Genomic DNA, 21,036 nt, shown 5'->3' with positions numbered 1-21,036 from the left:
ATGATTAAGCATGGTGACGAAATGCTTCTATGAGTACCTTAGCGACACTGGGTTTTATCCATTCATCAAATGCCGTTTCGGGGCAGTCGAAGGGTAGGTATCCAGGAAGGTCTTGCATTTTGGGGGTGATGCCGTCGCTTTCAAAGTTTGAGATATCGTGAAACAACATGGCCCAGTCTAAAAAGTTGCGTTTGGCTAAAGGCCGCTGATAAAGGGTTTTAACCTTGTCATGGCGCAAATCGCGCTTTATTTTTTGATACAAATATTCAACGGTTTCGGCGGGACCTTCAAGCACTTGAAAAAAAGAGCCATCTTTATAAAGTAAGAGTCCTGTAATATTGTTATAGGTATTGAAGTTACGAGCTTGTTTTAAAACCTCGGCAAGCGCTTCAATTGAGAGAGGGGCTTGAGCGTGACTGGTATAAGCTATTTCTATAAGGTTATTTTTCACTTTATGTACCATTTGGTCATGTACTTTAAAATCGTCACTGTTTAACATGGGCAAACTATGAAAAACATTCACGAAATTCGTCGACAAAATTGCCAACTTTTGATTAAACACGCCGGTTCTATGGCGGTGTTTGCTCAACGGATTGAACGCAGTCAAACTCAGGTCAGTCGCTTTGCTGGTATCAATCCTACCCGCAATGTGGGCGAAAAATTGGCCAGACATATTGAGCGTTGTTTTTGCGTATCCAGCTTTTGGCTAGATGTTGATCGCAGCTTTTTTGACCTGTCTATGCCAAATGTTTTAGAAAAAACTGAACAGACCAAACATGAACAACTTCACGCTATTTTGAGTGATATTTTGCTCGCCATTCAAGACGATACAATTGATGATGTTACTTATAACCAACTGCTTGAAATAGCCAAAAAGACTAAACTTCCTAAAACACCTTAACACTTAAGGGCTTAGACCTCTACCCGTTGCCCTGTATCTCAGTGGTACATACTGTACAATATCGGTTTAAGGTGTGTCAATATAATAAAGCTTGCCAAAAGGCTACTTCAATCGAATATAGGCCTTGATTTCGAAGTTTTCACATAATTTTTGATTTAGGTCAAGATGTGCTGGGGACTTATATAAAGAGAGGTTGCACTTTTTTAAGTGGTACAACCTTTAAAAAATTCAAAAAGAGGTGTTGATTAATTTAAATCCAAGGCAAAGGGTTTGAGTTCTTCAAGGGTGACATAATTCAAAACCGCTTCATCGGTGGCAGCAAACCGAATTTTGGGCGCAACACCGGCTCTGTAAGCTTCAAGCCAGCGTAAAGCACACAAACACCAATACTCACCCGGCTTAAGTCCTGGAAACATACCGGGAATAGGCGTCGATAAATCATTACCTTGGCGCTGTGAAAAAGCCAAAAATTCTTCCGTAACTAAAGCACACACCACATGGCGACCACGATCATGTTCATCCGTGCGGCACAATCCATCCCGATAAAATCCCGTCATAGGATCAAGTGAACAAGTTTCTAAGGGCTGACCCCATAAATTAAGCTTAGGCATGATATTTCCTGATAGTAAATGTTTAAGGCAATAGTTTACGCTGTTTTGTAAAAATTGGACGCTTAGCCATGAGTCTTTTACTCAAATCTAGCGGACAATACAAATGCATTTGGCTTAAAAAATATCAAGAATAAGTTGGTAAGAAATATTTAATTGTGTAGGAAAAAAGAATTTTAAGGCTCTAGAAATGAAAAAACCCCAGTTAAATCAATAACTAGGGTTTTAGTATTGGTGCGGAAGAAGAAAACAAAATACTAGTCTATGCTAGTCCGTACAAGTATATTAATCAATGACTTAATGGGTTTTGTAGTCCGTAAGAATCCGCAAGATTCTATTGCAATACTGTAAATTTTACAGTATCGTTTACAGTATTGGATTTATACGGACTACTAAGCATGGCACAGAAATTAACGGACAGAGCGGTTAAGGCTTTGAAGCCTAGAGAAAAGGATTACCGTGTCGCAGATGGTGGGAATCTTTATGTATTAGTCAAAGCGACAGGTGCAAAGTTGTGGCGTTATGACTGCACATTTCAAGGTAAGCGTATAACTTTGTCCTTTGGTGAATATCCAACAGTAGGGTTGCTGGAAGCAAGAGAAAAACATAAGGCGGCCAAAATTAACCTTGAAAATGACCGTGACCCTAGACAGACAGAATCTAGTCACTTGAATAAGCCATTCTCTTATTACGCCATTGAAACAAACACAATCCTAAACCTAAGCCCTAACACCTTAAAGAAGCGATTAGAGCGTTTAAATAACTATGTCTTTCCAGTATTAGACCGCAAGCCCATAGAGCAGATTACAGCGGTGGATATTCTCAATATCTGCAAACCAGTGGCCGATGCTGGAAAACATGAAACCGCAAAGTTATTGGCTACCTATTGCCGTCAAACATTTGATACGCTGCTAGCAATGCAGTTAATCACCAATAACCCCGCTGAGAGCATAAGCCGATTATTGCCAACGCCCAAGCGTGATACTAATTTTGCCCATGTGACTACTAAAGAGGATTTTTTAATCTTACTCAATGGCATTAAAGAATATAAAGGTGACTTTGCCACTTGTAAAGCTTTGGAACTATTGCCCCATGTTTTCCTTAGACCATACAATGTGCGTTTCTTGCGCTGGGATTATATCGACATAGAAAAGCGTTTAATCACCATTCCAGCCGAAGAAATGAAAATGAAGCGCCCACATCAAGTGCCATTGTCAGAGCAAGCATTAGCCATTATTGAAGCCATGCGGCCCGTTACTGGCAAACAGCCTTATGTATTTATGTCTGCTAGAAGCACAGGCAAGCCATTAAGTGAAGCAACTTTAAACCAAGCCATTATGCGTTTTATTCACCCAAAGACAGGGCAACCATTAGGCAGGGGTTTTATGACTTCACACGGCTTTAGACACACATCAAGTACCATGTTGAATGAGTTGCGATTTGATGCAGATGTGATTGAGTTGCAGCTGGCCCATTTAGACAAAGACCGCATAAGACGAACTTACAACAAAGCTGATCTATTGAAAGAAAGAACAGTAATGATGCAGGCCTGGAGCGATTACCTCGACAGCCTAGTGAGTGGTGCCAAAGTTATACCGATTAATAAATCCATTGCTTAGGTGAGTTGCTTTTTCTGCTTTTCTTGCTTTTTTGCTGTTTTGGTTGAATAAAACAACGGTTTCATGGGCTTTGTAATGGATGAAATAAAAGCAGGTGGGTTGCTTTTCGGTTGCTTTTTTTGGCATAACCGCAAAGCAAAAGCATTATCTTGATGGTTTTAATATAATTATAGATATAAATATCTGTTAATATATACAATTAAAAAAAGGGTGTTAGATGCAGGTTGAATGGAAAAATAAAGCCCGTAAACAACTCAAAAAGCTAAATAACCCGCAAGTCATTAGCAGAATTTTGAGGGGCATTGATGCGCTGGAGTCTGACCAACCAAACATTGACCTAATCACACTGACCAATCACGAATATTCGCACCGCTTGAGAGTTGGCGATTACAGAGTATTTTTAAATATTGATGAAGTCATAGAGATTGCATTTATTGAAGAGGTAAAGAAAAGAGATGAACGGACATACTGAGGTGCAAATTATTCAACAAGGCGGTATTCCAGCCTTTGCCGTTTTGCCAATTGCAGATTATGAACGCCTAAGAAAGTCAGATGATGGCAAGCGCAATACCCTACCCCATGCCGTGGTTAAGATGAACCTTGAACAAGGCTATTCACTTTTAAAGGCGTGGCGTGAGTATTTTGGAATGTCACAAAGCGAACTCGCAACCAAAACCCAATGCACGCAGGCACAAATTGCCAATTATGAGAGCAACAAAAGCATTCCAAGGGGTGACACGCTTTTAAGGTTGTCGCAGGTACTTGGGGTGAATGCAGATCTGCTAATGGAAACGGATGATGTCGAAAATTGAAGACATAACAGAACTAAGCGATGACTTCTTTCATCAAGCTACTCTAAAAGACGGTGCGAAAGTCATTAGGTCCATACAAACACCAATGGTGGATGTTAAGCAAGACATTGCCACTTGTATGATTTTGAGTTGATTGCTGATTACAAAACCATGCAAACGACAGTTTAACGCATCCACAAAATTGTGGAAGCCAATTAGACATGAGCACCAAACAAACAATTGCCGCCTTATGACGGCTTAACCGTAAATGGCAATAACTAGGTTTAGCGGCCGAAAAGCGTTACCCAAACGCCCGTTATTGCCACCTTATTTAAATTGGGTGCGACCGTGGGAGGTTGTAGGATGAATAGTGAATCGTTTGAAAAAAAGATGTATTTACTTTTAGAGCATATTATCAATGAGAGCAATAAAAAAGAAGGCGTTGAACTTGAGTGTTTACTTAATAAAGCACCTTCAGAGCTAGAAAGTTTGGAATTAAATTGCGAAATTATTGATTTGGTTGCGAATGAATTTTACAAAAAAAGTATTGAACGGGCTTCAGTTGATCCTTCTAATAAAGACTTAAGGTCTGTGTTCAGAGAGCGAAATGCTGATTTTTTAATTCTAAAGTCTTTAAGGCTTTTATCGAAATTGTTAGCAAAGGATGCTTTATTAGTTAATCAAAGAGGCCGTCCAAACAAGGCGCAAAGTTTTGCTAATCAAAGATGGAAAGATAGGCTTAATGGCAAATCAATTATAGTCACAATAAATGGTGACAGAGAAAAATTGTTTTCCGAAGTAATTGAAGGGTTTAGAAATGAGGAGGGTTCATACAATAAGGCTTATAAAAAGTACGCTGCGGAATTAAGTGCAGAAACTGGTAAAGATATAAAAGCAGTAACTATAAGAAGAAAGTTTGAAAAATATAAGAAATCCATGCGGGAAAAAAATACATAATAAAACCCCGATACGGTAAAAATTAAAATGATTTAGACCCGAATTTTCATTCATTTAAACTTCCTTTCAAATACTCCCAACACCGCTACAAACCAAAGCGGATAAGTTAAATCTTTGTTGGAGAGTATGCCATGAGCGACAAATCAAAAACCATTCTTAGAATGCCAAAAGTGACCGATAAAATCGGTTTGAAAAAATCATCTATCTACCAGTTAATCAAAGACGGTAAATTCCCTAAACCTATCCAGTTAACCGCTAATGCAGTTGGTTGGTATGAGCATGAAGTGGATGCTTGGCTTGAGAGCCGTGTGCGTGCTTTAGGTGGGGAGGTTGCATGATGGAAAACCGCCCAAACATTACGAATGAAGCGGCATTGGAAGTGCTTAACCATTCTATCAACAGCGACACCGCTAAACAATCTTTAATCATCAACTCGATGCGCCAATACCGCCTAGTGCTGGCAATCCTAGAGCAAGCTAGACCTACCAATGAGTTAATCGGCATAGTCGGTGCAAACAATGTGCCCGATGTGGTGAAGCGTTTAAGAGCGTATGGCTGGAGAATCCACACCATAACCGCACCCGTGTATGACCGTGACGGTAACAAGGTTGATGCTGGCAGTTACAAGCTAGACCCATCACAGTTTGAGCAAGCAAAGGCGGCCTTAAAGTCTTATCAGATTAAGAAAAATTTTGGGGGCTTGAGATGATTAACGGATTAATTCACGAAGCTGTTAAAGCGTTTACGATTGAGCGACATAACAGTGATTTTGTTATTTGGGCGATTGATAGCAACGGCAAGCCATCTTTGTTGCTAGATCCAGCGGGCAGGGTTTTTAAGTTTAAGTCGTGGCCTGATGCTGGAAGTTTTATATCAACACTTACCAAGCAAAAAAGTGCAGGAACTGGGGCGGCATTAGCCGTGGAGAAGGCGGAAATAATTTTTAATAATTCAATTTATAGCAGTGTTTTGGCAGGCAAAGAAGCTAAAAAGGTGGCCTTATGAATACACACCTATTGACACAACGCACCGCAATGGATAGCATTGCAAGCCTAACTAAAAAACATCACACGCAATGCCAAGCGTCAAACATGGCTTTTTTTGTGCCCAAAATCGACCAGGCCTGGTTAAATTTAACCGCTTTTGTGCCTGATGTGAGCATGAAAAACCGCAACCATATTTCACAATATGGACGGGTTAAAGCACGAATAAAAGACCTAGCAATAGGGAATAAGTGCAGTCGTGTGATGCGACTTAGTGATACCCGTCCACCTGAAACTAAAACAGGTGGGCATTCAACTAAAAAACATCACGGAGGGCAAACCATGCCTTTAAACACTTCAAAGACTGCATTAATTTGCAGAATCAGCACCACCACAACGCCAAACGGCATTCAAGCAAACATTCACACACGCTACAACCAAACTGCCCGCGTAGGCCGTTTATTTGCGTCACTCGAACAGCTAAAAGCATTCATCCAAGCGCAAGGCCTTAAAGCTGAATTATTAGCTGGAGGTGCATTATGAGCCGTAAAACTAAACGCACAGCAAAACAAGCAAGTTACCCATTTTTCTTAGGTAATGATTTTCCAAGAACTGAAACATCCCTAGACATTAATCCCGACTGGAGTTATGGCGATGGCTGCAACGCTGGCAAGGCTGGGGCTTATGACTTTATCCGCTATTTATGCGATTCAAAGGCCTGTGGTGGTGATTTGCAGTTGATTGCTTTAGGACTTGCCAAACTCCCGCTTACCAATGGGATTAGGGGATTTACAGTTGGATTTTTTTCAACAATGGACGATTTGCTAAGGGATGCTTACGCTAATGACAGCGTTAAAGGCAAGGTTAAAAGCGACATTGAAAATCGCCACCTAAACAATGCTGAGTTAAGCCCTTTGTCATTTCGTGAGCGTGGAGGTGAAGCATGAGCAATGTTATTCATATTTCCAGCAAATCGCTTGAGCAGCAACCAACGCAAAACACCGTTTTATCTTGTGATGAATTTATCCAGTCATTGCCTTTTTTTGTGGATGAACTGACTCATGATTCCTACCTAGGGCACCTACTAGATATTGAGCCTGTTTATGTTGAACATGGTGAAGACCATTTTTGTTTATCACAACACTTATTTGCATTCATGACTGAGTTTGACCGCATTACGACAAACAGACAGCAGTATTTAAAAAGCCAATACGCTACCGTGATGCAAAGTTTGGAGGTGACACCATGAAAAGCATTAGCCACCAAGCACACCAGCCAATTGATCGAAACATTTTAAGCGGTATGCTCAGTTATCTAGCTGCTGATTGTGAGCGTGAGCAATGGGTAAGGGTTTTAATGGCGATTAAGTCAGAGTTTGGCGATACCGCTAAAGAATTGGCAAGAGAATGGAGTGCCACCGCTACAAACTACAAACCTAAAGACTTTGCCTACACATGGAAAAGCATTAAGCCAAAAGGAGCGGTTAGCATTGCCACATTGGTTAGGCTGGCAGTAGAGAACGGTTACAAATTTGCACCCATGACGGATGCAGACAAAAAGCGTTTGGCCTATGAAAGCCAACAGCGCAAAGAGCAGCAGATCAAAGCGCAAGCTGAGGAAATGCAACGACTCGACAATCAATATAAACGGGTAAGTGAACAGGCATATCAAATCTTAAAGCACGCTACCCCAGCCCTTGATAATCACCCTTATTTAATCCGCAAGGGCATAGCGTCACATGGGGTTCTATTTGGCAGTGTAATGACTTACCAAAACGCCCTGATTGTACCCATGTATGGCAGCGATGGCGCAATGGCTGGAGAAGTACAAACCTTGCAGTTTATCCAACCTGACGGCACTAAACGCTTCTTAGCAGGCGGTAAAAAGACAGGCGGCTATTATCCGATCCAGTGGATTGATGGAGCGCCTATTGTGATTTGTGAGGGTTTTGCCACAGGTGCAACGCTTGCAGAGCATTACACGCCATTTAGTAGTGTGGTGTGTGCGTTTGATGCTGGCAATCTATTACCAGTGGCCAAAGCTTTTAAACGACATTACCCCATGACTCAAATCATTATTGCGGGAGATAACGACCACCTAGACAAAGAAAGTAACCCAACCGCTTTTAACACTGGTAGGTTTAAAGCCATAGAAGCGGCCAAAGCCATTGATGCCCTAATTAGCATTCCTGAGTTTGATCCGCTGGAAGTTGGCAGTGATTGGAATGACCGTTACCACCTTGATCAACAAAACCAAGTCCTAGAAGATTATGAGCAAACTTTATTGGAGGGTGATGCATGAGTGCAAAACAATCAAAGCAAGTGTTACCGAAAGTCACCCCTATTACCAAAGCCAAAAGCACCGAATTGCCAGAGGGATTTTTTTATGGTGAAACAGGCTTGAACTACCTAGATCCAAACAGCGACAGCGCAAGCCCAGTGTGGATTTGTTCAAGGCTAGAAGTAACAGCCTCTACCCGTGACAGTCAAAATAAAAACTGGGGGCGAGTATTGGAGTTTAAAGACATTGAAGGGCACGCTAAGAAGTGGGTAATGCCAATGGAACTACTTGCAGGGCGTGGGGAATTGTTGCATTCAACTCTTCTTAATATGGGCTTGAACCTTTCAACCAGCTACAAGGCTAAAAACTTATTGAGTGAGTTCATCAACAAAAGCAAAGGGCACAAAATAGCAGTGTGTGTTGACCGTGTTGGATGGTTTGATGGTTGTTATGTGTTACCTGACCGAACGCTAGGCGATACCAAAGGCAAAGAGATATTACTGCAAACCGCACACCCTGACAGCTTAGGCTTTAACCAGCAAGGGACGCTTGAGCAATGGCGTGATGAAGTGGCACGCTTTGCAGTAAACAACAGCCGTTTAGCTTTTGCCATTAGCGCAAGCCTAACCGCGCCATTTATCAGCTTGCTAGGTATTGAGGGGGGAGGTTTTCACTTTAGAGGTGAGTCCAGTCAAGGCAAAACCATTGCGCTTTATGTGGCTGGCAGCGTGTGGGGTGACCACAGCAGAAAGAAAATGTGGCGTGCCACCACCAACGGCTTAGAACAAACCGCATTCCTGCACAATGACGGCATTTTATTACTCGATGAAATGGGAGAGATGAACGGGCGTGATATTGGCAATGCCGTTTATATGTTGGCAAACGGGCAAGCCAAACAACGCATGACCGAAAGCACCCCTAAGCAATGGCGTTTACTGTTTCTATCCACTGGTGAGATTGACCTAAAAACAGCCATGCTAGAAGCGGGTAATATCATCAAAGCAGGGCAAGAAGTCAGACTGATTGATTTAGAAGCGGTCAGCGGTGAATATGGAGTTTTTAATGTGTTGATTGACAGCTTTAATTGCTCAAAAGACCAAGCCGAACACCTAGAAGCCGTGACTAAAGATTATTACGGGCAAGCGGGTTTGGCCATGCTTGAGAAGTTTATCGCCAATAAGTCATACGCCTTAAATTACATGGAGGAAATAAAGACCAACTTTATTAAAAACAACACCCCAAAAGATGCCAACAACCAAGTAAAACGAGTTTTGAACCGCTTTGCCATTGTTGCCGCAGGGGGCGAGTTAGCCAGTCACTTTGATATAACAGGCTGGCAATTTGGGGAAGCCTACCAAGCCGCTAAAATCTGCTTTAAGAGTTGGTTAAGTAATATGGGGAATGTAATGCACTCACAAGAACACCATCAAGCCATAGAACGCATTAAGGGATTCATAGAACAACATGGAGAGAGTCGATTTACCGTTATACAAGCATCAGAGCAAACGCCATTAAATAGTTTTAGTGCACCCCCAGTGTTTAATCGTGTGGGTTATAAAAAACTAGAGGACAGCGGAATGACTTACTACTTCTTGCCAACGGTATTTAAAAATGAGGTTTGCAAAGGCTTGAGTGTGAAGACGGTTAAGACCGCTTTAAGGATTGCAGGATTTTTAATAATTGGGTCAGATGGAAAGGACATTTTAAAACGAGTACCCGACCATTCAAACCCACTTAGATTGGTTGCAGTGAGTGAGCAAATACTCCAATAATTTAAAACATTCAATTTAAAAGGTGTTACATGGGTTACAGGTGTTACAAGCCCATAAACAAAGGGCTAGAGCCTGTAACACCTTCAAAATCAAAAATGTTACAGGTGTTACAAAGCCTAATTTAAAATGAGATTTGTAACCCTTGTAACACCTTGAGAAAATAAAAGTGTTACAGGTTTTTATAAACTAAATCAATGATGTAACACCTGTAACACCTGTAACACGATTAAAAGCGCATGGCACAAATAACAATACTTATTTAAGGACAAGTGCAAAGATGGTTGCCAAGTAATAATTTTAGAAAGTTGTCGATTTCAGCAGGAGAACATCCATGACACAACAATCAGATCATAAAGCCACAGAGCACAACCCAAAAAAAGTCAGTGCAATCAAGAGCCCCACATCGGGGTGTTTAATGATTCTTGATGATTTACCCGAGCAACCAATTGACATTCAAAATGATCTTGAATGCAACGCTTCTAAAGCGAAAGTGAACAGAAATTCAAAAACGAACTAATGGAGTGCGAACCATGAAAGCGAACAATAACGGCTGGACACCTGAGAGAAGACAGCGGCAAGCCCAGTTAATCCACAACTGGAAGCCGTGGGAAAACGCAACAGGTGCCACAACTGAAAAAGGCAAAGAAGTTAGCAAGATGAACGCCTTGCGTTTCACTATCCGAGGACTTTACCGCCAAGCCTGTAGGTTATATCGAGCCAAAAATCTTTATATGCGTGGCTACCATGACCAGGTGTGGGCGTTTCATTTACAAAATGAGCAATATATGGCAGCCCGTCTAACCAAGCCTGAGCAGCGCAGTGAGAAAGCTAAATACTGTAAGAAATGGCGAAAAGCAAAGCGGGGTTTAAAGGTGTCGTAAATACGAATGCATTGAGCAAAGTTGACCTTATGGTCGGTTTGCTTGATTTTTGATGGGAAAGAAAAGAACATGTGATTCATGCTTTGTTAATAAGAGCGGTGTTCAAAATTTTTAATTCTTTGGTTGAGCCTGCAAGTAATACTAAGTAAACTCCAAAGGATTAACCTTAATATCTGTAAAATATATCACACACTCTGGACACAAGAAACTCATAAATTCAAGATTTAAAAATGTTAGATTTTTTAAATTTAATTTCAGGAAAAAGAATTAGGTTTTGTTATGGAAGTCTGCACAAGTAAAAAAGAAATAAAATCACAAGGACAAGCTGGTTTCTTTTTTAAAGAACAACTTGAGCAAGCTAGGCTTTACCAATCCCGTTTTGATTATGTTCAATTGATTCAGTTTATTGCCAGAATGCCGCATTTAACACCATTTAATGCTCTTCTACTGAATATGCAAAACCCATATGTTAACCTCGCTTTTTCCGCGGATGATTGGCAAAAGTATTTTCAATGTAATGTAAAATTAGGTTCAAGGCCTTACATAATAACCCGCGCTTTTGGACCAGTTTCATTGATTTATGATGCGAAATCAGTTTTGGATTCCAATGGACACTCTTTAGATAAAAAATTAAAGTTATCCTTCAATACAAATAGAAAAATAAACGCTCTTGAATTGCATGAGTTTATTGAGTACGCCAACAAATTCAACATCTCGGTTCAGTATGAACCCTTACTCGATGTTTTTAGTGGATGCATTGAGGTTGTTGAAAAAAAAGCTTTCTTAGCAACAACTAAAGGAAAGAAAAAAACCAAAGCTAATTACATCGTGTATCTGAATGATTTTCATTCGGCTGATGTTCAATTTATTAATCTTGTTTACGAGTTATCAAAATTAGCATTAGGTTTTTTAGGTAAAAATGAGGCTTTGTCAATTTCTGACAGACGATTTAGGTTAAAAGAACAGCAGGAAGTCGAAGCGGTGTTTGTGGCATATTTATTGTGTCTAAGGGTTGGAATGAAACCTCCATCAGATAACTTTTTACTTCGCCATGAAAAAGAGTTTATGCCTGGCAACATTGATTTAAATGCTGCTATGCGTGCGGCTCAGCATGTTGAAAAATGGATTAATTGCAATCAAGAGCGCGACTATTGGTTTAACAAATCAAATTCTTTTTTTAAGACGCAAGATGAGCTGGATGAGATAGAGTTGAATCAAATATTGCAAGAGTTCTATGCAGCAGCATTTTCTATTGGAGAAATTAGTTATAAACATGCAACGCAGCTTGTTCAAAACCTCATATTAAAAAAGTACCCGCATTTTTCAGGCTATGTTTCTAAAAAGCTTTTAGAATCGGCTTTCCTCGAGGCAATTGCAAAAAAGAAAGCTCAAAATACGAACTGAATACAGGTATCAATAAAGGGACTGAAAAATGAAATCATATGGAGAGAGTGCTGAGGAAATACTGAAAACTGCTGGTGTAAAGGGAATGCATGTTGATGATATTACTAATCAAATTATTAATAATGGTCAGGTTTTTTCAGACTCAGAAGAGGAGATAAAAACCAAAGTTACTGCATACCTCAGCAATAAAGCTGGGCCAGTTAGCAAGCCGAAAAAAAATTCAACCATTCGCAGAGTCAAAGGTAAAAAGCCAGGCTCTTATTTAAGAGGAGTGTACCGTTACTACGGTAGATCTGAGTCAATTGTATCTAATGTCACAGAGGATATTTCTGAAACGGCATTTATTGGGGCAGCAGGTGAATATGCGGTCGCGTCTGAATTTCTATTTAAAGGCTATAATGTTTCTCGGCCTGCAGTTGATTCAGGTATTGATTTGACAGTCTTTAAAGGAAATACCTTCTCTAACATTCAAGTTAAAACTTCATCGTCAAAATCAGATAAATTTCAGTTTTCTATTCGTACCAAGATATTTGATATTCACTCAAACATCAGCACCTATTATGTTTTACTTTGCAGAAGACAGATGAGGACTTTTTATAGAAATGATTATGTAATATTGCCAAGTACCGCTATTGAGTTCTTTGTTACCAATAGTTATATCAATCGGTCGCAAGATTCGATTAGCCTTACCGTGACGATTGAACCAAACAATAAAGCTGTACTTAATGGCATCCACGACATTACGAATTATTTAAATAAGTTTGAGTTGAAGTAGGAGGTTAAGCCTTATAAATAAGCCTTAAATAACAAGAAATTCTCAGGGTTAAAGTTACTTATTAAGCAAAAAAAAGCAAAATCTGCAAAGCCAAGTATTGATGGACAAATCACCAAACTCATTAATCAGCTATTAGCAAAACAGCCATAAGTAAACTCATTAGAGCAACCATTGACACCGTAAGATCTGGTTGCCAAAGGCTCACCAAAGCAAGCATCTATGTTTGGTGACGAAAACATAACAATAATGGAGTTATTCAACTATGCAGGACAACAAATCGGACAAACCACAACCAACCCAAGAGGATTACCAGAAGCTCAGGGAACTGGCGCTGGAAATTCAAAAACTAACGGACAGCCAGAAGAAAATGCTGATCGAGTCAGCACTGAAAGCAACGCAACAGAATTAGACCAACTGCTCTTATCAACCTACACAGAGCAAGACCTTCAAGATATTGAGCAGAAACAAAAGCTACACAACAACAAGAAGCTGACGCAGCCAAAAAAGACGAAGCGCAAAAAAAAACCGACAACTTCACTTTAACCGGTAGTGATACCTACCTAGACCAAGCGGCAATAGCAGGCCAAACAGATATGTTAGGAGAGCTTGAAGATGCCACGCAGAAATTACCCGCTCAACAAGTCAAAGAAGCAGCGCAAGAGATTGACAAAAATGAATCACAAGACATTACCGACTTCAGAACAGACCTTGCAAAATACTACGGAATCAGTCCAGAACAAGTCAACGCCAGAGCGGATGAATTGCTTTTACCCGATGATGTACAATCCACACTTGAAACGCTTTTCGGAAAAAGAATTGTTGGCTTTAAAGGCGGGAAAAACGCCAACGCCTTCAACGGATTAATTCTGCCTGGTCGTAATGACCGCATTTATGTTGCCAGTGACTCAACCAAGCCAGTGATGAATATTGCAGGGCATGAGTTGTTGCATTCTATACGAGAAGAAAATCCAGATCTTTATGCCGACCTTGTTGCAGCCGTAACGCCAATTATTAAAAACGAATGGCAGTACCTAGACAAGCTAAACGAAGCGCGCAGAAAAGAAGGAAAGCCTGATGCTGAATTAGACTTGGCCATTGAAGAAATATTGGCCGATGTAATGGGCGACAACTTCACTAATCAAGCGTTCTGGGCAAAAGTATCAATCAATTTAGATGCTAAAAAGCCAGGTCTATTTAATCAGCTTATCAAGAAAGTTAAGTCGTTCCTAGCTGCACTTAAAAACGCATTAAACCCGCTAGGCCACGACAATTACATTACAGACATAGAAGCTGCACAAGATGCAGTAGCAGAGTTTGCAGCGCTACACATGAAGTCGCGTATGGGTAATAAAAAGGCGAAGGCTCGCATCGACTTACTTGTAAACTTTAATGACCCATCATTTATGACAATCGGCAAGAAAGGTCAGTTTATAGAGATAGATGGTGAAATTGATTTAGGCGTGCTTGATTCTAATGGATACAGACAAACTGCTTCAATTAGACTTGAAACTGGAAATGATGATTATGGACTTGCTCATGCCAAAAAACATGAATCCGAGGTTAAGTTGGCTGGATTTAAGTCAATTGAAGAATTTATTAATCATGTCGTAAAAAACTACACCGAGGTTCGCAAAGCGAATCTAGGAAAGCTTGTTATTGATGTTCCTCTGCCAGACAAAAAGAAAGGGCATCTAGCTATAGTCACATTGAAACCAAGCGAATCAGGTGACTTTTGGAGTATAGATAGTGCTTTTATATCAAGACTTGGCAGTATTAATAATAGATATAAAGATATAGTAGCAGTGATTGACCGCGCCAAGTCAAACAAACTTCGTGGCAAAGATCAAAGCTTTCCTATATCTAATGAATTTAAAGCCACTTCATTAGAAGAACGCGCTACTTTTGCTACTAATGATAGTATCAACAATCCTAATTCAGAAGTCAATCTTTCAAAGCAAATAAACCAAGACAACGGCAAAGGCTCACCTGCATGGGAAGCCGCAAAAGCTAAAGGTCTTGATATGTCACACGAAGCTAGAAAGGCGCGAGCAATTAAGCATGGTTTTGTTTATGATATAAATTCATTAATACTGGAGAAGGCTCGTGAACAAGGTAAGCTTGCATACTTTGCAAAAATTAATCGAAGCGCAGAATCTTCAAGAGATAAAGATGGTGGAGAGGGAAATCCTATCAGACCAGACACTTTCTACCACGGAACTTCCGATAACATATTTAGGTTTGGAAAGGCTCATCCAAATAGAAAAGATAATGGATGGCTCGGATCAGGAATATATTTTACAGATTCCAGTGTTCTGGCAGGCAGTTATGCAAACACTAAGTCTGGAGAAGTAGAGCCGAATTTAATACCTGTTCATCTTAGAATCGTTAATCCATATATTGCAACAATAAGTGATAAGAGATCGCTGATTGGCGCAAGTGCATCTGAAACGCAGGCGTTCACGAACTCATTGGTTGACCAGGGTTATGATTCAGCAATCCTGCCATTTAAAGACTCTTTGGAGGTTGTTGTATTTGAACCTAATCAAATTCGCTCAATAAACGCAGCATTCGACCCAGACAACGCAGACTCGCCAAACATTCTATTTTCCCGCAAGTTTGACGACACTACCGATACCCAAGAGCGGTTTTTATCTAAAATCGGTACGCCTGATACAGCAGCTAGCGCAAAACAGAAGTTGGCCAAAATTGCCGATGGTGTTGGCCAAAAATTTAATCTAAGGTGCTATTCAAAAATTACAGAAAAATATTATGATTGCCAGCTTGCTCAAGGCTGGCTTTGCTTGAAGCGGTGGACTCCGATCCCACCAATTTACCCTAAAGAGTTATTAGGTTTAGGACATTTTGGGTTAAGCACTCCCTCAGCATTCGCTAGGAGATTGTGCCCTCAAGCTGATACCTATTATGCAATAAGCATTCATTGAAAAATAATCATTTATTGAAACAAAAGCGGTGCCCCTATGGGAGAGGAAACATTTACCAGTTATGGCTTAGAAAGGTCAGTTTTAGGAAAAGCAGAAAAAGCAGATTCACTAAGATGCTTTTTTTAAATAATAATATAATTTATTTTATTAAATAGGGCATGGCTAGATATAGGGCTGAACAGGTAAGGGAGAGCGTTTACTGGAGAATCACCTGTACAGATTGTTTGGGTTTTGGGTGAGTGCAATTACTGGAGAATTTAGAGCGGTCTAACGAGCAAAACAAGCTGAGTTTTTTAACTTTACAGTATTATTTACAGTATCGTTGATTTTGGATAAGAAAAAACCCCAGTTAAATCAATAACTAGGGTTTTAGTATTGGTGCGGAAGAAGAGACTCGAACTCTTACACCAAAGGCGCCAGAACCTAAATCTGGTGTGTCTACCAATTCCACCACTCCCGCGTGTTAAATTTTAAGAAAATCTAACGAAAATAATGGTGGCCACACCTGGAATCGAACCAGGGACACAGGGATTTTCAATCCCTTGCTCTACCGACTGAGCTATATGGCCGTACAGAATGGAGCGTATTGTATAGAGCGGCTTCGCGCCTGTCAAATAATATTTCAAAAATATTAAAAATAGTTGTGGGGACAAAACGGGGACAAATCAGGGACAAATTTTCATGAGTTTCCCCTGCTTTGACAAAAAGACTTTATTTGTCCTCAGTTGTAAATACTAAGATGTCATTTGGGGTACATTCAAAGAATTTACACAATTTATCTAGTACTTCAATATCTACTCGTTTGGCTTCGTCCTTATAAAGTAAGTCGATTGCATTTCGGTTTACATCTATTTCCCTAGCTACATCTATGACCTTTAAGCGTTTACTTCCCATTAGGGTTGATAGGTTTGACTTAATCATAATTAGTCACCTCTTATAGAAATCGATCTTAAATCGATTTTTTTAATAAAAAATTGATAAAAACGCTTGCAAAGTGATTTTATAAGTGTAAAATCAATTCTAAATCGATTTATGATTAAATTAATCGAAAAAGTTTCAGTTAAATTGATAAAGAGGATTTTAACATGAGTATGACTTACTTGACCACCGAAGAATTGGCGCAAAAAATAAAATACAACGCCAGAACCATTCGCAATGAACTTAAGGACAGCGTTTTACTGGAGGGGCGCCATTACATTCGTCCTTTCGGTCAACGCAAAATTTTGTTTATTTGGGAGAACATTGAAATGGATATGCATCTTGAATCCGCGAACTCAGCATTTGCAATTCCAATGGCAAATGGTGGTTTTTGTGTTGGTGTTCATTAATTAAGGAGGAAGTTTGAAATGGGAAATATTAGAAAAAAAGACAATACTGGAAATCTATACTTTGATTTTCAGCATCAAAAAGTTCGCTGTAGAGAATATACTTCACTCCCCGACACCAAAGCCAACCGTAAAAAGTTGGAAGTTATCATGGAACGCATCGAAGCGGAAATAACCCTTGGCTCATTTGAGTACGCCAAGTATTTTCCAAACAGCAGTATGGTGAAAAAGATTGCTGACATTGAGGCTAAACAAAAACCGGGTTATACCAAAACCCCATTATTCAAAGCATTTGCTTTGGAATGGTTTTCTGAAATGGAACCTACTTGGAGAGCATCGACAGCGCAATCATATTTGCGTTATTTGAATGTGCGACTCATCCCACATTTTGGAGAAATGGAAGTCAGCCAAATCACCAAAGCCGATATTTTAAAGTACCGCTCTAACGTCGCCAAACAATCGGACGGTAAATTAAAACCCAAAACAATTAATAAATTTATCAAGTGTCTGAATATGGTTATGAATGAAGCAGCTGACCGATACAATTTTACGCCACCACACCTCAATATAAAACCTCTTAAAGAAGAAAAGGTCCATATCGAACCTTTTTCAATTAATGAAGTGAATTTGATTTTGTCTTCAGTTCGTCCTGATTGGCGGGATTATTTGTTAGTGAGATTCTTCACCGGTATGCGTACCGGTGAAATCGACGGCCTTAAATGGGAAAACATTGATTTTGAACGCCGTGAAATCCTCATTCGAGAAACCTTCTCCATGGGACGCTGGGAATACACCAAAAACGATGGATCGCAGCGTGAAATAGAAATGTCCTCGATTGTCTATAACACCCTAAAAGAACGCTATGACCACAGAGATCCAGATATTGAAATGGTCTTCCACGCCAATAATGGATCACCCATCCACACACCTAACTTTCTAAGACGGGTATGGACACCCTTATTGGCATACCTACACCTAAAATACCGTAAGCCTTATCAAACCAGACACACCGCAGCAACCCTGTGGTTAGCGGCAGGTGAAAACCCTAACTGGATTGCCAAGCAAATGGGGCACTCAACCACCAATATGCTGTTCAGTGTCTATGCCAGATATGTGCCTAACCTAACCCGTAAAGATGGCTCGGCAATGGAAAGAATGTTGGCATCCCAAGTAGAAGGTTTTCATGCGCCATTAAACACCAAACAAACGCCAGAAAATCTATCGCAAAACCCAGATGGTATAAACAACCAAAACGGCAATGATGCATTAGAAAACAGTCCTCAGGCAATCGCGATGGAATCAGCCTTTTGGGATCAATTCATTCAACCTACCCAAACAGGGAGACAATCATGATGAGTCAAATTAGATTAAATCAAAACAGCGGTTATGATTTTGGGAACAACAATCCACTACTAGAACCACAGCATCCGAGTCTCGCATTCAACGCTCCCTGGCAAAAACCAGCAATTGAAATCGAAGACCCAAGAGTGGTGCAACGCCTAGTCAATAACCTGATGTACCTGTTCAACATCACGTCCGGTGACTACCTAACCTTCATTCTTGGACAAGGCCACTGCACCAAAAACGAAGATGCTTTGAAGTACTGGGTCCTAGACCAACTAGAAGACCATCATCTAGATTCAGCCGATGTGCTTCATTACCTAGTAGAACATTTACAAGAACAACTTAATCAAGAGGTGTACTCATGATGAACTCAAATAACAACAACCAAAACAATAGCCAGAACGAAATTAACCAAAATGCGTTCCCCATGCCCTATGACTATTATGCCGATGAGTCAGTCATGCCCTATGAAGCCACTGAAATCCCTTTGCCACCCAATAGCAAACAATATCTTGGGTTAGCAGGTATTTTCAGTTCATCTTTGGGTTATCCAACAGAACCGATTCATTACATCAGTTTGACCACGCTAAGAGGACAAACCTTAGATTTTGAAGTTTGCTATGCGACCTTCCAAGCCCTCAAACAACAGCAGGCTCAACTCTCGTTAAGCCAAGCTGAAAATCTCTGGCTCTGGGTCAGCGTTGAATCGGGCCATGAATTAGAAAACTGGCGATTATTTAAAAGTGATCTGCCTAATCATCTAATTCAAAGTCTCTATGAAAAAGCACAGCACTTTGAAACTCTGCTCAATTTACTGGAATTGATACAAGGGTTTAAAACCCAAGTGATTAAAGACTTTGCTCAAAGTCTGCTCTACAACGAAAACTTAATGGCAAGCTGGTTATCCATACCTGCTAGCAAGCGGCATCACCATAGTTTTCCAGGGGGCTTAATGGTGCATTCCCTAGAAGTCGCGCAAATGGTCAAACACAACCTATCCCTAATTGAAAATGAAATTAGCGTGCAAGAAACTGAAGTCACCATACTGGCCGCCTTACTGCATGATATAGGAAAAACTCAAACTCTTACTATTGAAACCCACACTGAATTAGGCAGACTGGTAGACCATGAAAAACTGACTCTATTGGTGTTAGCAGAACCTTTAAGCCGGCTAAAGGCAAAATGGTCAAAAGGCGCAATCACCCTGCAATACCTCATCACTTGGAAAACCAGTGCTGGGTTTTGCAAATTCATTGGCGGTGAAATGATTAAAAATGCCGATCAACTCAGCACCAAACTGTCACTCAGAAGAATGGGGTTTTCGGATAAACCCGATTATTACAACTATGCCAAGGTGATGGTGGGAGGGCAGAGTGTTTATTTGAATAGAATTTAGCCTTTTTTAGAGGTTGCTAGGAGTTTAAGCTGTGCATTATTTGGGTCGAAATAATCAAACCCTCAAATCATCATAAATTATTCTTGTAAGGAGAACATACTTTTTATAAGACGCTAATCTAATAACTTAACTCGGTAAACTCTATGGCCTTTTTCAAAAAATTGATGCAAAAAATCAGCGGCAGTGCTGACAACACTGCCAACCAACAAACCCTTGCCGAACTCACCACCTGGGTTAACCGCTTTACCCGCAGTCGCCAAGGGGCTATTAGCACCCAACAACTGCTGCAATTGACCGAACTTGAAGTGGGTGGCGACGACGCCTTAACTTTTGTACCCGAGTCGATAGGGCAACTCACCCAACTTAAAAAACTCGCCATCGACAAATGCCAAATACAATCCCTACCCGAAACCCTTGGCCAACTCCACAACCTAGAAATTCTTAAAATCAGCGATACCCCGCTCAACCAACTGCCGCAAAGCCTTTACGGCCATACCCAGCTCAAACAGCTGACTTTGGGGCGCACCGACCTAACGCAAATCTCTGCGCAAATCGGCCAACTGACTGGGCTAGAAATCCTCGATTTATGGACAGGGCATTATCACACCTTGCCCGACACCCTTGCCCAATGTCAAAATCTAAAAGTGATACGCACCTTCGGCTCAGAGATACAAACCCTGCCCACTAGCCTAGGGCAACTCACCCAGCTTGAAAACCTAGATCTTTCTCACAGTGCCATTACCCACCTCCCCGAGAGTATTGGTCAACTCAACGGGGCTCAAACGCCTAGACTTACAGCGCTGCACCCAATTAAACACACTGCCCGAGAGCCTTGGTGCACTCCAGCAACTTGAACTGCTGCGTCTGGATGGCACCGCTCTAGAAACGCTCCCCCAAAGCCTTGGCGACTTAACAAACCTGCGGCTGTTATCCCTAGAGGGTACACAACTGCGACAGCTCCCTGAAAGCATCAAAAACCTCCACAACCTTCGACGCCTTAATCTACTAAAATGCAAAGTCACCGAACTGCCGCCTGAGCTGGCACAAAACCAACAACT

27 protein-coding genes and 2 tRNA genes are annotated in these 21,036 nt (G+C 40.7%); 24 read left to right on the top strand and 5 right to left on the bottom strand.

All coding sequences use genetic code 11. The features are described 5' to 3' along the window. Window positions 1–4 precede the first annotated feature (4 nt). Window positions 5–451, bottom strand: coding sequence for a BLUF domain-containing protein (locus tag THMIRH_RS11730; protein WP_173292273.1), 447 nt, complete (start codon window positions 449–451; stop codon window positions 5–7). A 57-nt stretch (window positions 452–508) separates the two neighbouring features. Between THMIRH_RS11730 and THMIRH_RS11725 the strand changes: the two genes are divergently transcribed. Continuing rightward, window positions 509–901, top strand: coding sequence for a hypothetical protein (locus THMIRH_RS11725; protein ID WP_173292272.1), 393 nt, complete (start codon window positions 509–511; stop codon window positions 899–901). 245 nt (window positions 902–1,146) lie between these two features. Here THMIRH_RS11725 and THMIRH_RS11720 read toward each other — a convergent pair whose 3' ends face one another. Continuing rightward, on the bottom strand, window positions 1,147–1,515 hold the full coding sequence (locus THMIRH_RS11720; RefSeq protein ID WP_207710575.1) for a DUF2237 family protein: 369 nt from the start codon (window positions 1,513–1,515) through the stop codon (window positions 1,147–1,149). A 392-nt stretch (window positions 1,516–1,907) separates the two neighbouring features. Here THMIRH_RS11720 and THMIRH_RS11715 point away from each other — a divergent pair, with 392 nt between their 5' ends. From THMIRH_RS11715 to THMIRH_RS11630, 18 genes are all read left to right on the top strand, one after another. Next, a complete protein-coding gene (locus THMIRH_RS11715; RefSeq protein ID WP_173292270.1) occupies window positions 1,908–3,128 on the top strand; it encodes a tyrosine-type recombinase/integrase in 1,221 nt (406 codons plus the stop codon). 217 nt (window positions 3,129–3,345) lie between these two features. Next, window positions 3,346–3,600, top strand: coding sequence for a type II toxin-antitoxin system RelE family toxin (locus THMIRH_RS11710; RefSeq protein WP_173292269.1), 255 nt, complete (start codon window positions 3,346–3,348; stop codon window positions 3,598–3,600). Continuing rightward, window positions 3,584–3,940 (top strand): helix-turn-helix domain-containing protein, encoded by a 357-nt coding sequence (locus THMIRH_RS11705; protein ID WP_173292268.1) that lies wholly within the window; start codon window positions 3,584–3,586, stop codon window positions 3,938–3,940. The genes THMIRH_RS11710 and THMIRH_RS11705 overlap by 17 nt, the downstream gene beginning before the upstream one ends. A gap of 342 nt (window positions 3,941–4,282) precedes the next feature. Beyond that, window positions 4,283–4,876, top strand: coding sequence for a hypothetical protein (locus THMIRH_RS11700; protein ID WP_173292267.1), 594 nt, complete (start codon window positions 4,283–4,285; stop codon window positions 4,874–4,876). 131 nt (window positions 4,877–5,007) lie between these two features. After that, a complete protein-coding gene (locus THMIRH_RS11695) occupies window positions 5,008–5,214 on the top strand; it encodes a helix-turn-helix transcriptional regulator (protein ID WP_173292266.1) in 207 nt (68 codons plus the stop codon). Further along, the gene (locus tag THMIRH_RS11690) at window positions 5,211–5,585 is read left to right on the top strand and encodes a hypothetical protein (protein ID WP_173292265.1); all 375 of its coding nucleotides are present in this window, start codon (window positions 5,211–5,213) and stop codon (window positions 5,583–5,585) included. The genes THMIRH_RS11695 and THMIRH_RS11690 overlap by 4 nt, the downstream gene beginning before the upstream one ends. Further along, a complete protein-coding gene (locus THMIRH_RS11685) occupies window positions 5,582–5,881 on the top strand; it encodes a hypothetical protein (protein ID WP_173292264.1) in 300 nt (99 codons plus the stop codon). The genes THMIRH_RS11690 and THMIRH_RS11685 overlap by 4 nt, the downstream gene beginning before the upstream one ends. Further along, window positions 5,878–6,402: a hypothetical protein gene (locus THMIRH_RS11680; protein WP_173292263.1), complete on the top strand. Its 525-nt coding sequence runs from the start codon at window positions 5,878–5,880 to the stop codon at window positions 6,400–6,402. The genes THMIRH_RS11685 and THMIRH_RS11680 overlap by 4 nt, the downstream gene beginning before the upstream one ends. After that, window positions 6,399–6,806, top strand: a complete 408-nt coding sequence (locus tag THMIRH_RS11675) for a hypothetical protein (protein WP_173292262.1) — start codon at window positions 6,399–6,401, stop codon at window positions 6,804–6,806. Before THMIRH_RS11680 ends, THMIRH_RS11675 begins: the two co-directional genes overlap by 4 nt. Beyond that, on the top strand, window positions 6,803–7,108 hold the full coding sequence (locus THMIRH_RS11670) for a hypothetical protein (protein ID WP_173292261.1): 306 nt from the start codon (window positions 6,803–6,805) through the stop codon (window positions 7,106–7,108). The genes THMIRH_RS11675 and THMIRH_RS11670 overlap by 4 nt, the downstream gene beginning before the upstream one ends. Next, a complete protein-coding gene (locus THMIRH_RS11665; RefSeq protein ID WP_173292260.1) occupies window positions 7,105–8,160 on the top strand; it encodes a PriCT-2 domain-containing protein in 1,056 nt (351 codons plus the stop codon). Before THMIRH_RS11670 ends, THMIRH_RS11665 begins: the two co-directional genes overlap by 4 nt. After that, window positions 8,157–9,911, top strand: coding sequence for a DUF927 domain-containing protein (locus tag THMIRH_RS11660; protein ID WP_173292259.1), 1,755 nt, complete (start codon window positions 8,157–8,159; stop codon window positions 9,909–9,911). The genes THMIRH_RS11665 and THMIRH_RS11660 overlap by 4 nt, the downstream gene beginning before the upstream one ends. Before the next feature lie 331 nt (window positions 9,912–10,242). Beyond that, window positions 10,243–10,428: a hypothetical protein gene (locus THMIRH_RS11655; RefSeq protein ID WP_173292258.1), complete on the top strand. Its 186-nt coding sequence runs from the start codon at window positions 10,243–10,245 to the stop codon at window positions 10,426–10,428. A 13-nt stretch (window positions 10,429–10,441) separates the two neighbouring features. Beyond that, entirely contained in the window at window positions 10,442–10,792 is a 351-nt protein-coding gene (locus tag THMIRH_RS11650) for a hypothetical protein (protein ID WP_173292257.1), read from the top strand. Window positions 10,793–11,071: 279 nt separating this feature from the next. Next, a complete protein-coding gene (locus THMIRH_RS11645; protein WP_173292256.1) occupies window positions 11,072–12,196 on the top strand; it encodes a hypothetical protein in 1,125 nt (374 codons plus the stop codon). 28 nt (window positions 12,197–12,224) lie between these two features. Further along, window positions 12,225–12,971, top strand: a complete 747-nt coding sequence (locus THMIRH_RS11640; RefSeq protein ID WP_173292255.1) for a group I intron-associated PD-(D/E)XK endonuclease — start codon at window positions 12,225–12,227, stop codon at window positions 12,969–12,971. Between the two features lie 219 nt (window positions 12,972–13,190). Beyond that, window positions 13,191–13,514, top strand: coding sequence for a hypothetical protein (locus tag THMIRH_RS11635; protein WP_173292254.1), 324 nt, complete (start codon window positions 13,191–13,193; stop codon window positions 13,512–13,514). A 50-nt stretch (window positions 13,515–13,564) separates the two neighbouring features. After that, complete coding sequence (locus THMIRH_RS11630; protein WP_173292253.1) at window positions 13,565–15,913, top strand: ADP-ribosyltransferase-containing protein; 2,349 nt, start codon at window positions 13,565–13,567, stop codon at window positions 15,911–15,913. A 376-nt stretch (window positions 15,914–16,289) separates the two neighbouring features. On the opposite strand, the gene THMIRH_RS11625 is transcribed toward THMIRH_RS11630, so the two are convergent. The 3 genes from THMIRH_RS11625 to THMIRH_RS11615 all read right to left on the bottom strand — a co-directional run bounded on the left by THMIRH_RS11625 (window position 16,290) and on the right by THMIRH_RS11615 (window position 16,807). Then, window positions 16,290–16,373, bottom strand: a tRNA-Leu gene (locus tag THMIRH_RS11625). A gap of 33 nt (window positions 16,374–16,406) precedes the next feature. Beyond that, window positions 16,407–16,482 (bottom strand) — tRNA-Phe (locus THMIRH_RS11620). Window positions 16,483–16,624: 142 nt separating this feature from the next. Next, window positions 16,625–16,807, bottom strand: a complete 183-nt coding sequence (locus tag THMIRH_RS11615; protein WP_243831537.1) for a helix-turn-helix domain-containing protein — start codon at window positions 16,805–16,807, stop codon at window positions 16,625–16,627. A 191-nt stretch (window positions 16,808–16,998) separates the two neighbouring features. On the opposite strand from THMIRH_RS11615, the gene THMIRH_RS11610 reads away from it, so the two are divergent. The 5 genes from THMIRH_RS11610 to THMIRH_RS11590 all read left to right on the top strand — a co-directional run bounded on the left by THMIRH_RS11610 (window position 16,999) and on the right by THMIRH_RS11590 (window position 20,832). Beyond that, the gene (locus THMIRH_RS11610; protein WP_173292251.1) at window positions 16,999–17,241 is read left to right on the top strand and encodes a hypothetical protein; all 243 of its coding nucleotides are present in this window, start codon (window positions 16,999–17,001) and stop codon (window positions 17,239–17,241) included. Window positions 17,242–17,259: 18 nt separating this feature from the next. Then, window positions 17,260–18,591, top strand: a complete 1,332-nt coding sequence (locus THMIRH_RS11605; protein WP_173292250.1) for a site-specific integrase — start codon at window positions 17,260–17,262, stop codon at window positions 18,589–18,591. Next, a complete protein-coding gene (locus THMIRH_RS11600; protein ID WP_173292249.1) occupies window positions 18,591–18,947 on the top strand; it encodes a hypothetical protein in 357 nt (118 codons plus the stop codon). The genes THMIRH_RS11605 and THMIRH_RS11600 overlap by 1 nt, the downstream gene beginning before the upstream one ends. Continuing rightward, the gene (locus THMIRH_RS11595; protein WP_173292248.1) at window positions 18,944–19,978 is read left to right on the top strand and encodes an HDIG domain-containing metalloprotein; all 1,035 of its coding nucleotides are present in this window, start codon (window positions 18,944–18,946) and stop codon (window positions 19,976–19,978) included. The genes THMIRH_RS11600 and THMIRH_RS11595 overlap by 4 nt, the downstream gene beginning before the upstream one ends. 143 nt (window positions 19,979–20,121) lie before the next feature. Further along, a complete protein-coding gene (locus THMIRH_RS11590) occupies window positions 20,122–20,832 on the top strand; it encodes a leucine-rich repeat domain-containing protein (RefSeq protein WP_173292247.1) in 711 nt (236 codons plus the stop codon). Window positions 20,833–21,036: the final 204 nt, after the last annotated feature.

Origin of the sequence: Thiosulfativibrio zosterae (assembly GCF_011398155.1) — a bacterium.
Lineage (GTDB): Bacteria > Pseudomonadota > Gammaproteobacteria > Thiomicrospirales > Thiomicrospiraceae > Thiosulfativibrio > Thiosulfativibrio zosterae.
The sequence above is the reverse complement of the archived record's forward strand: the minus strand, read 5'-3'. Positions and strand labels throughout refer to the sequence as shown.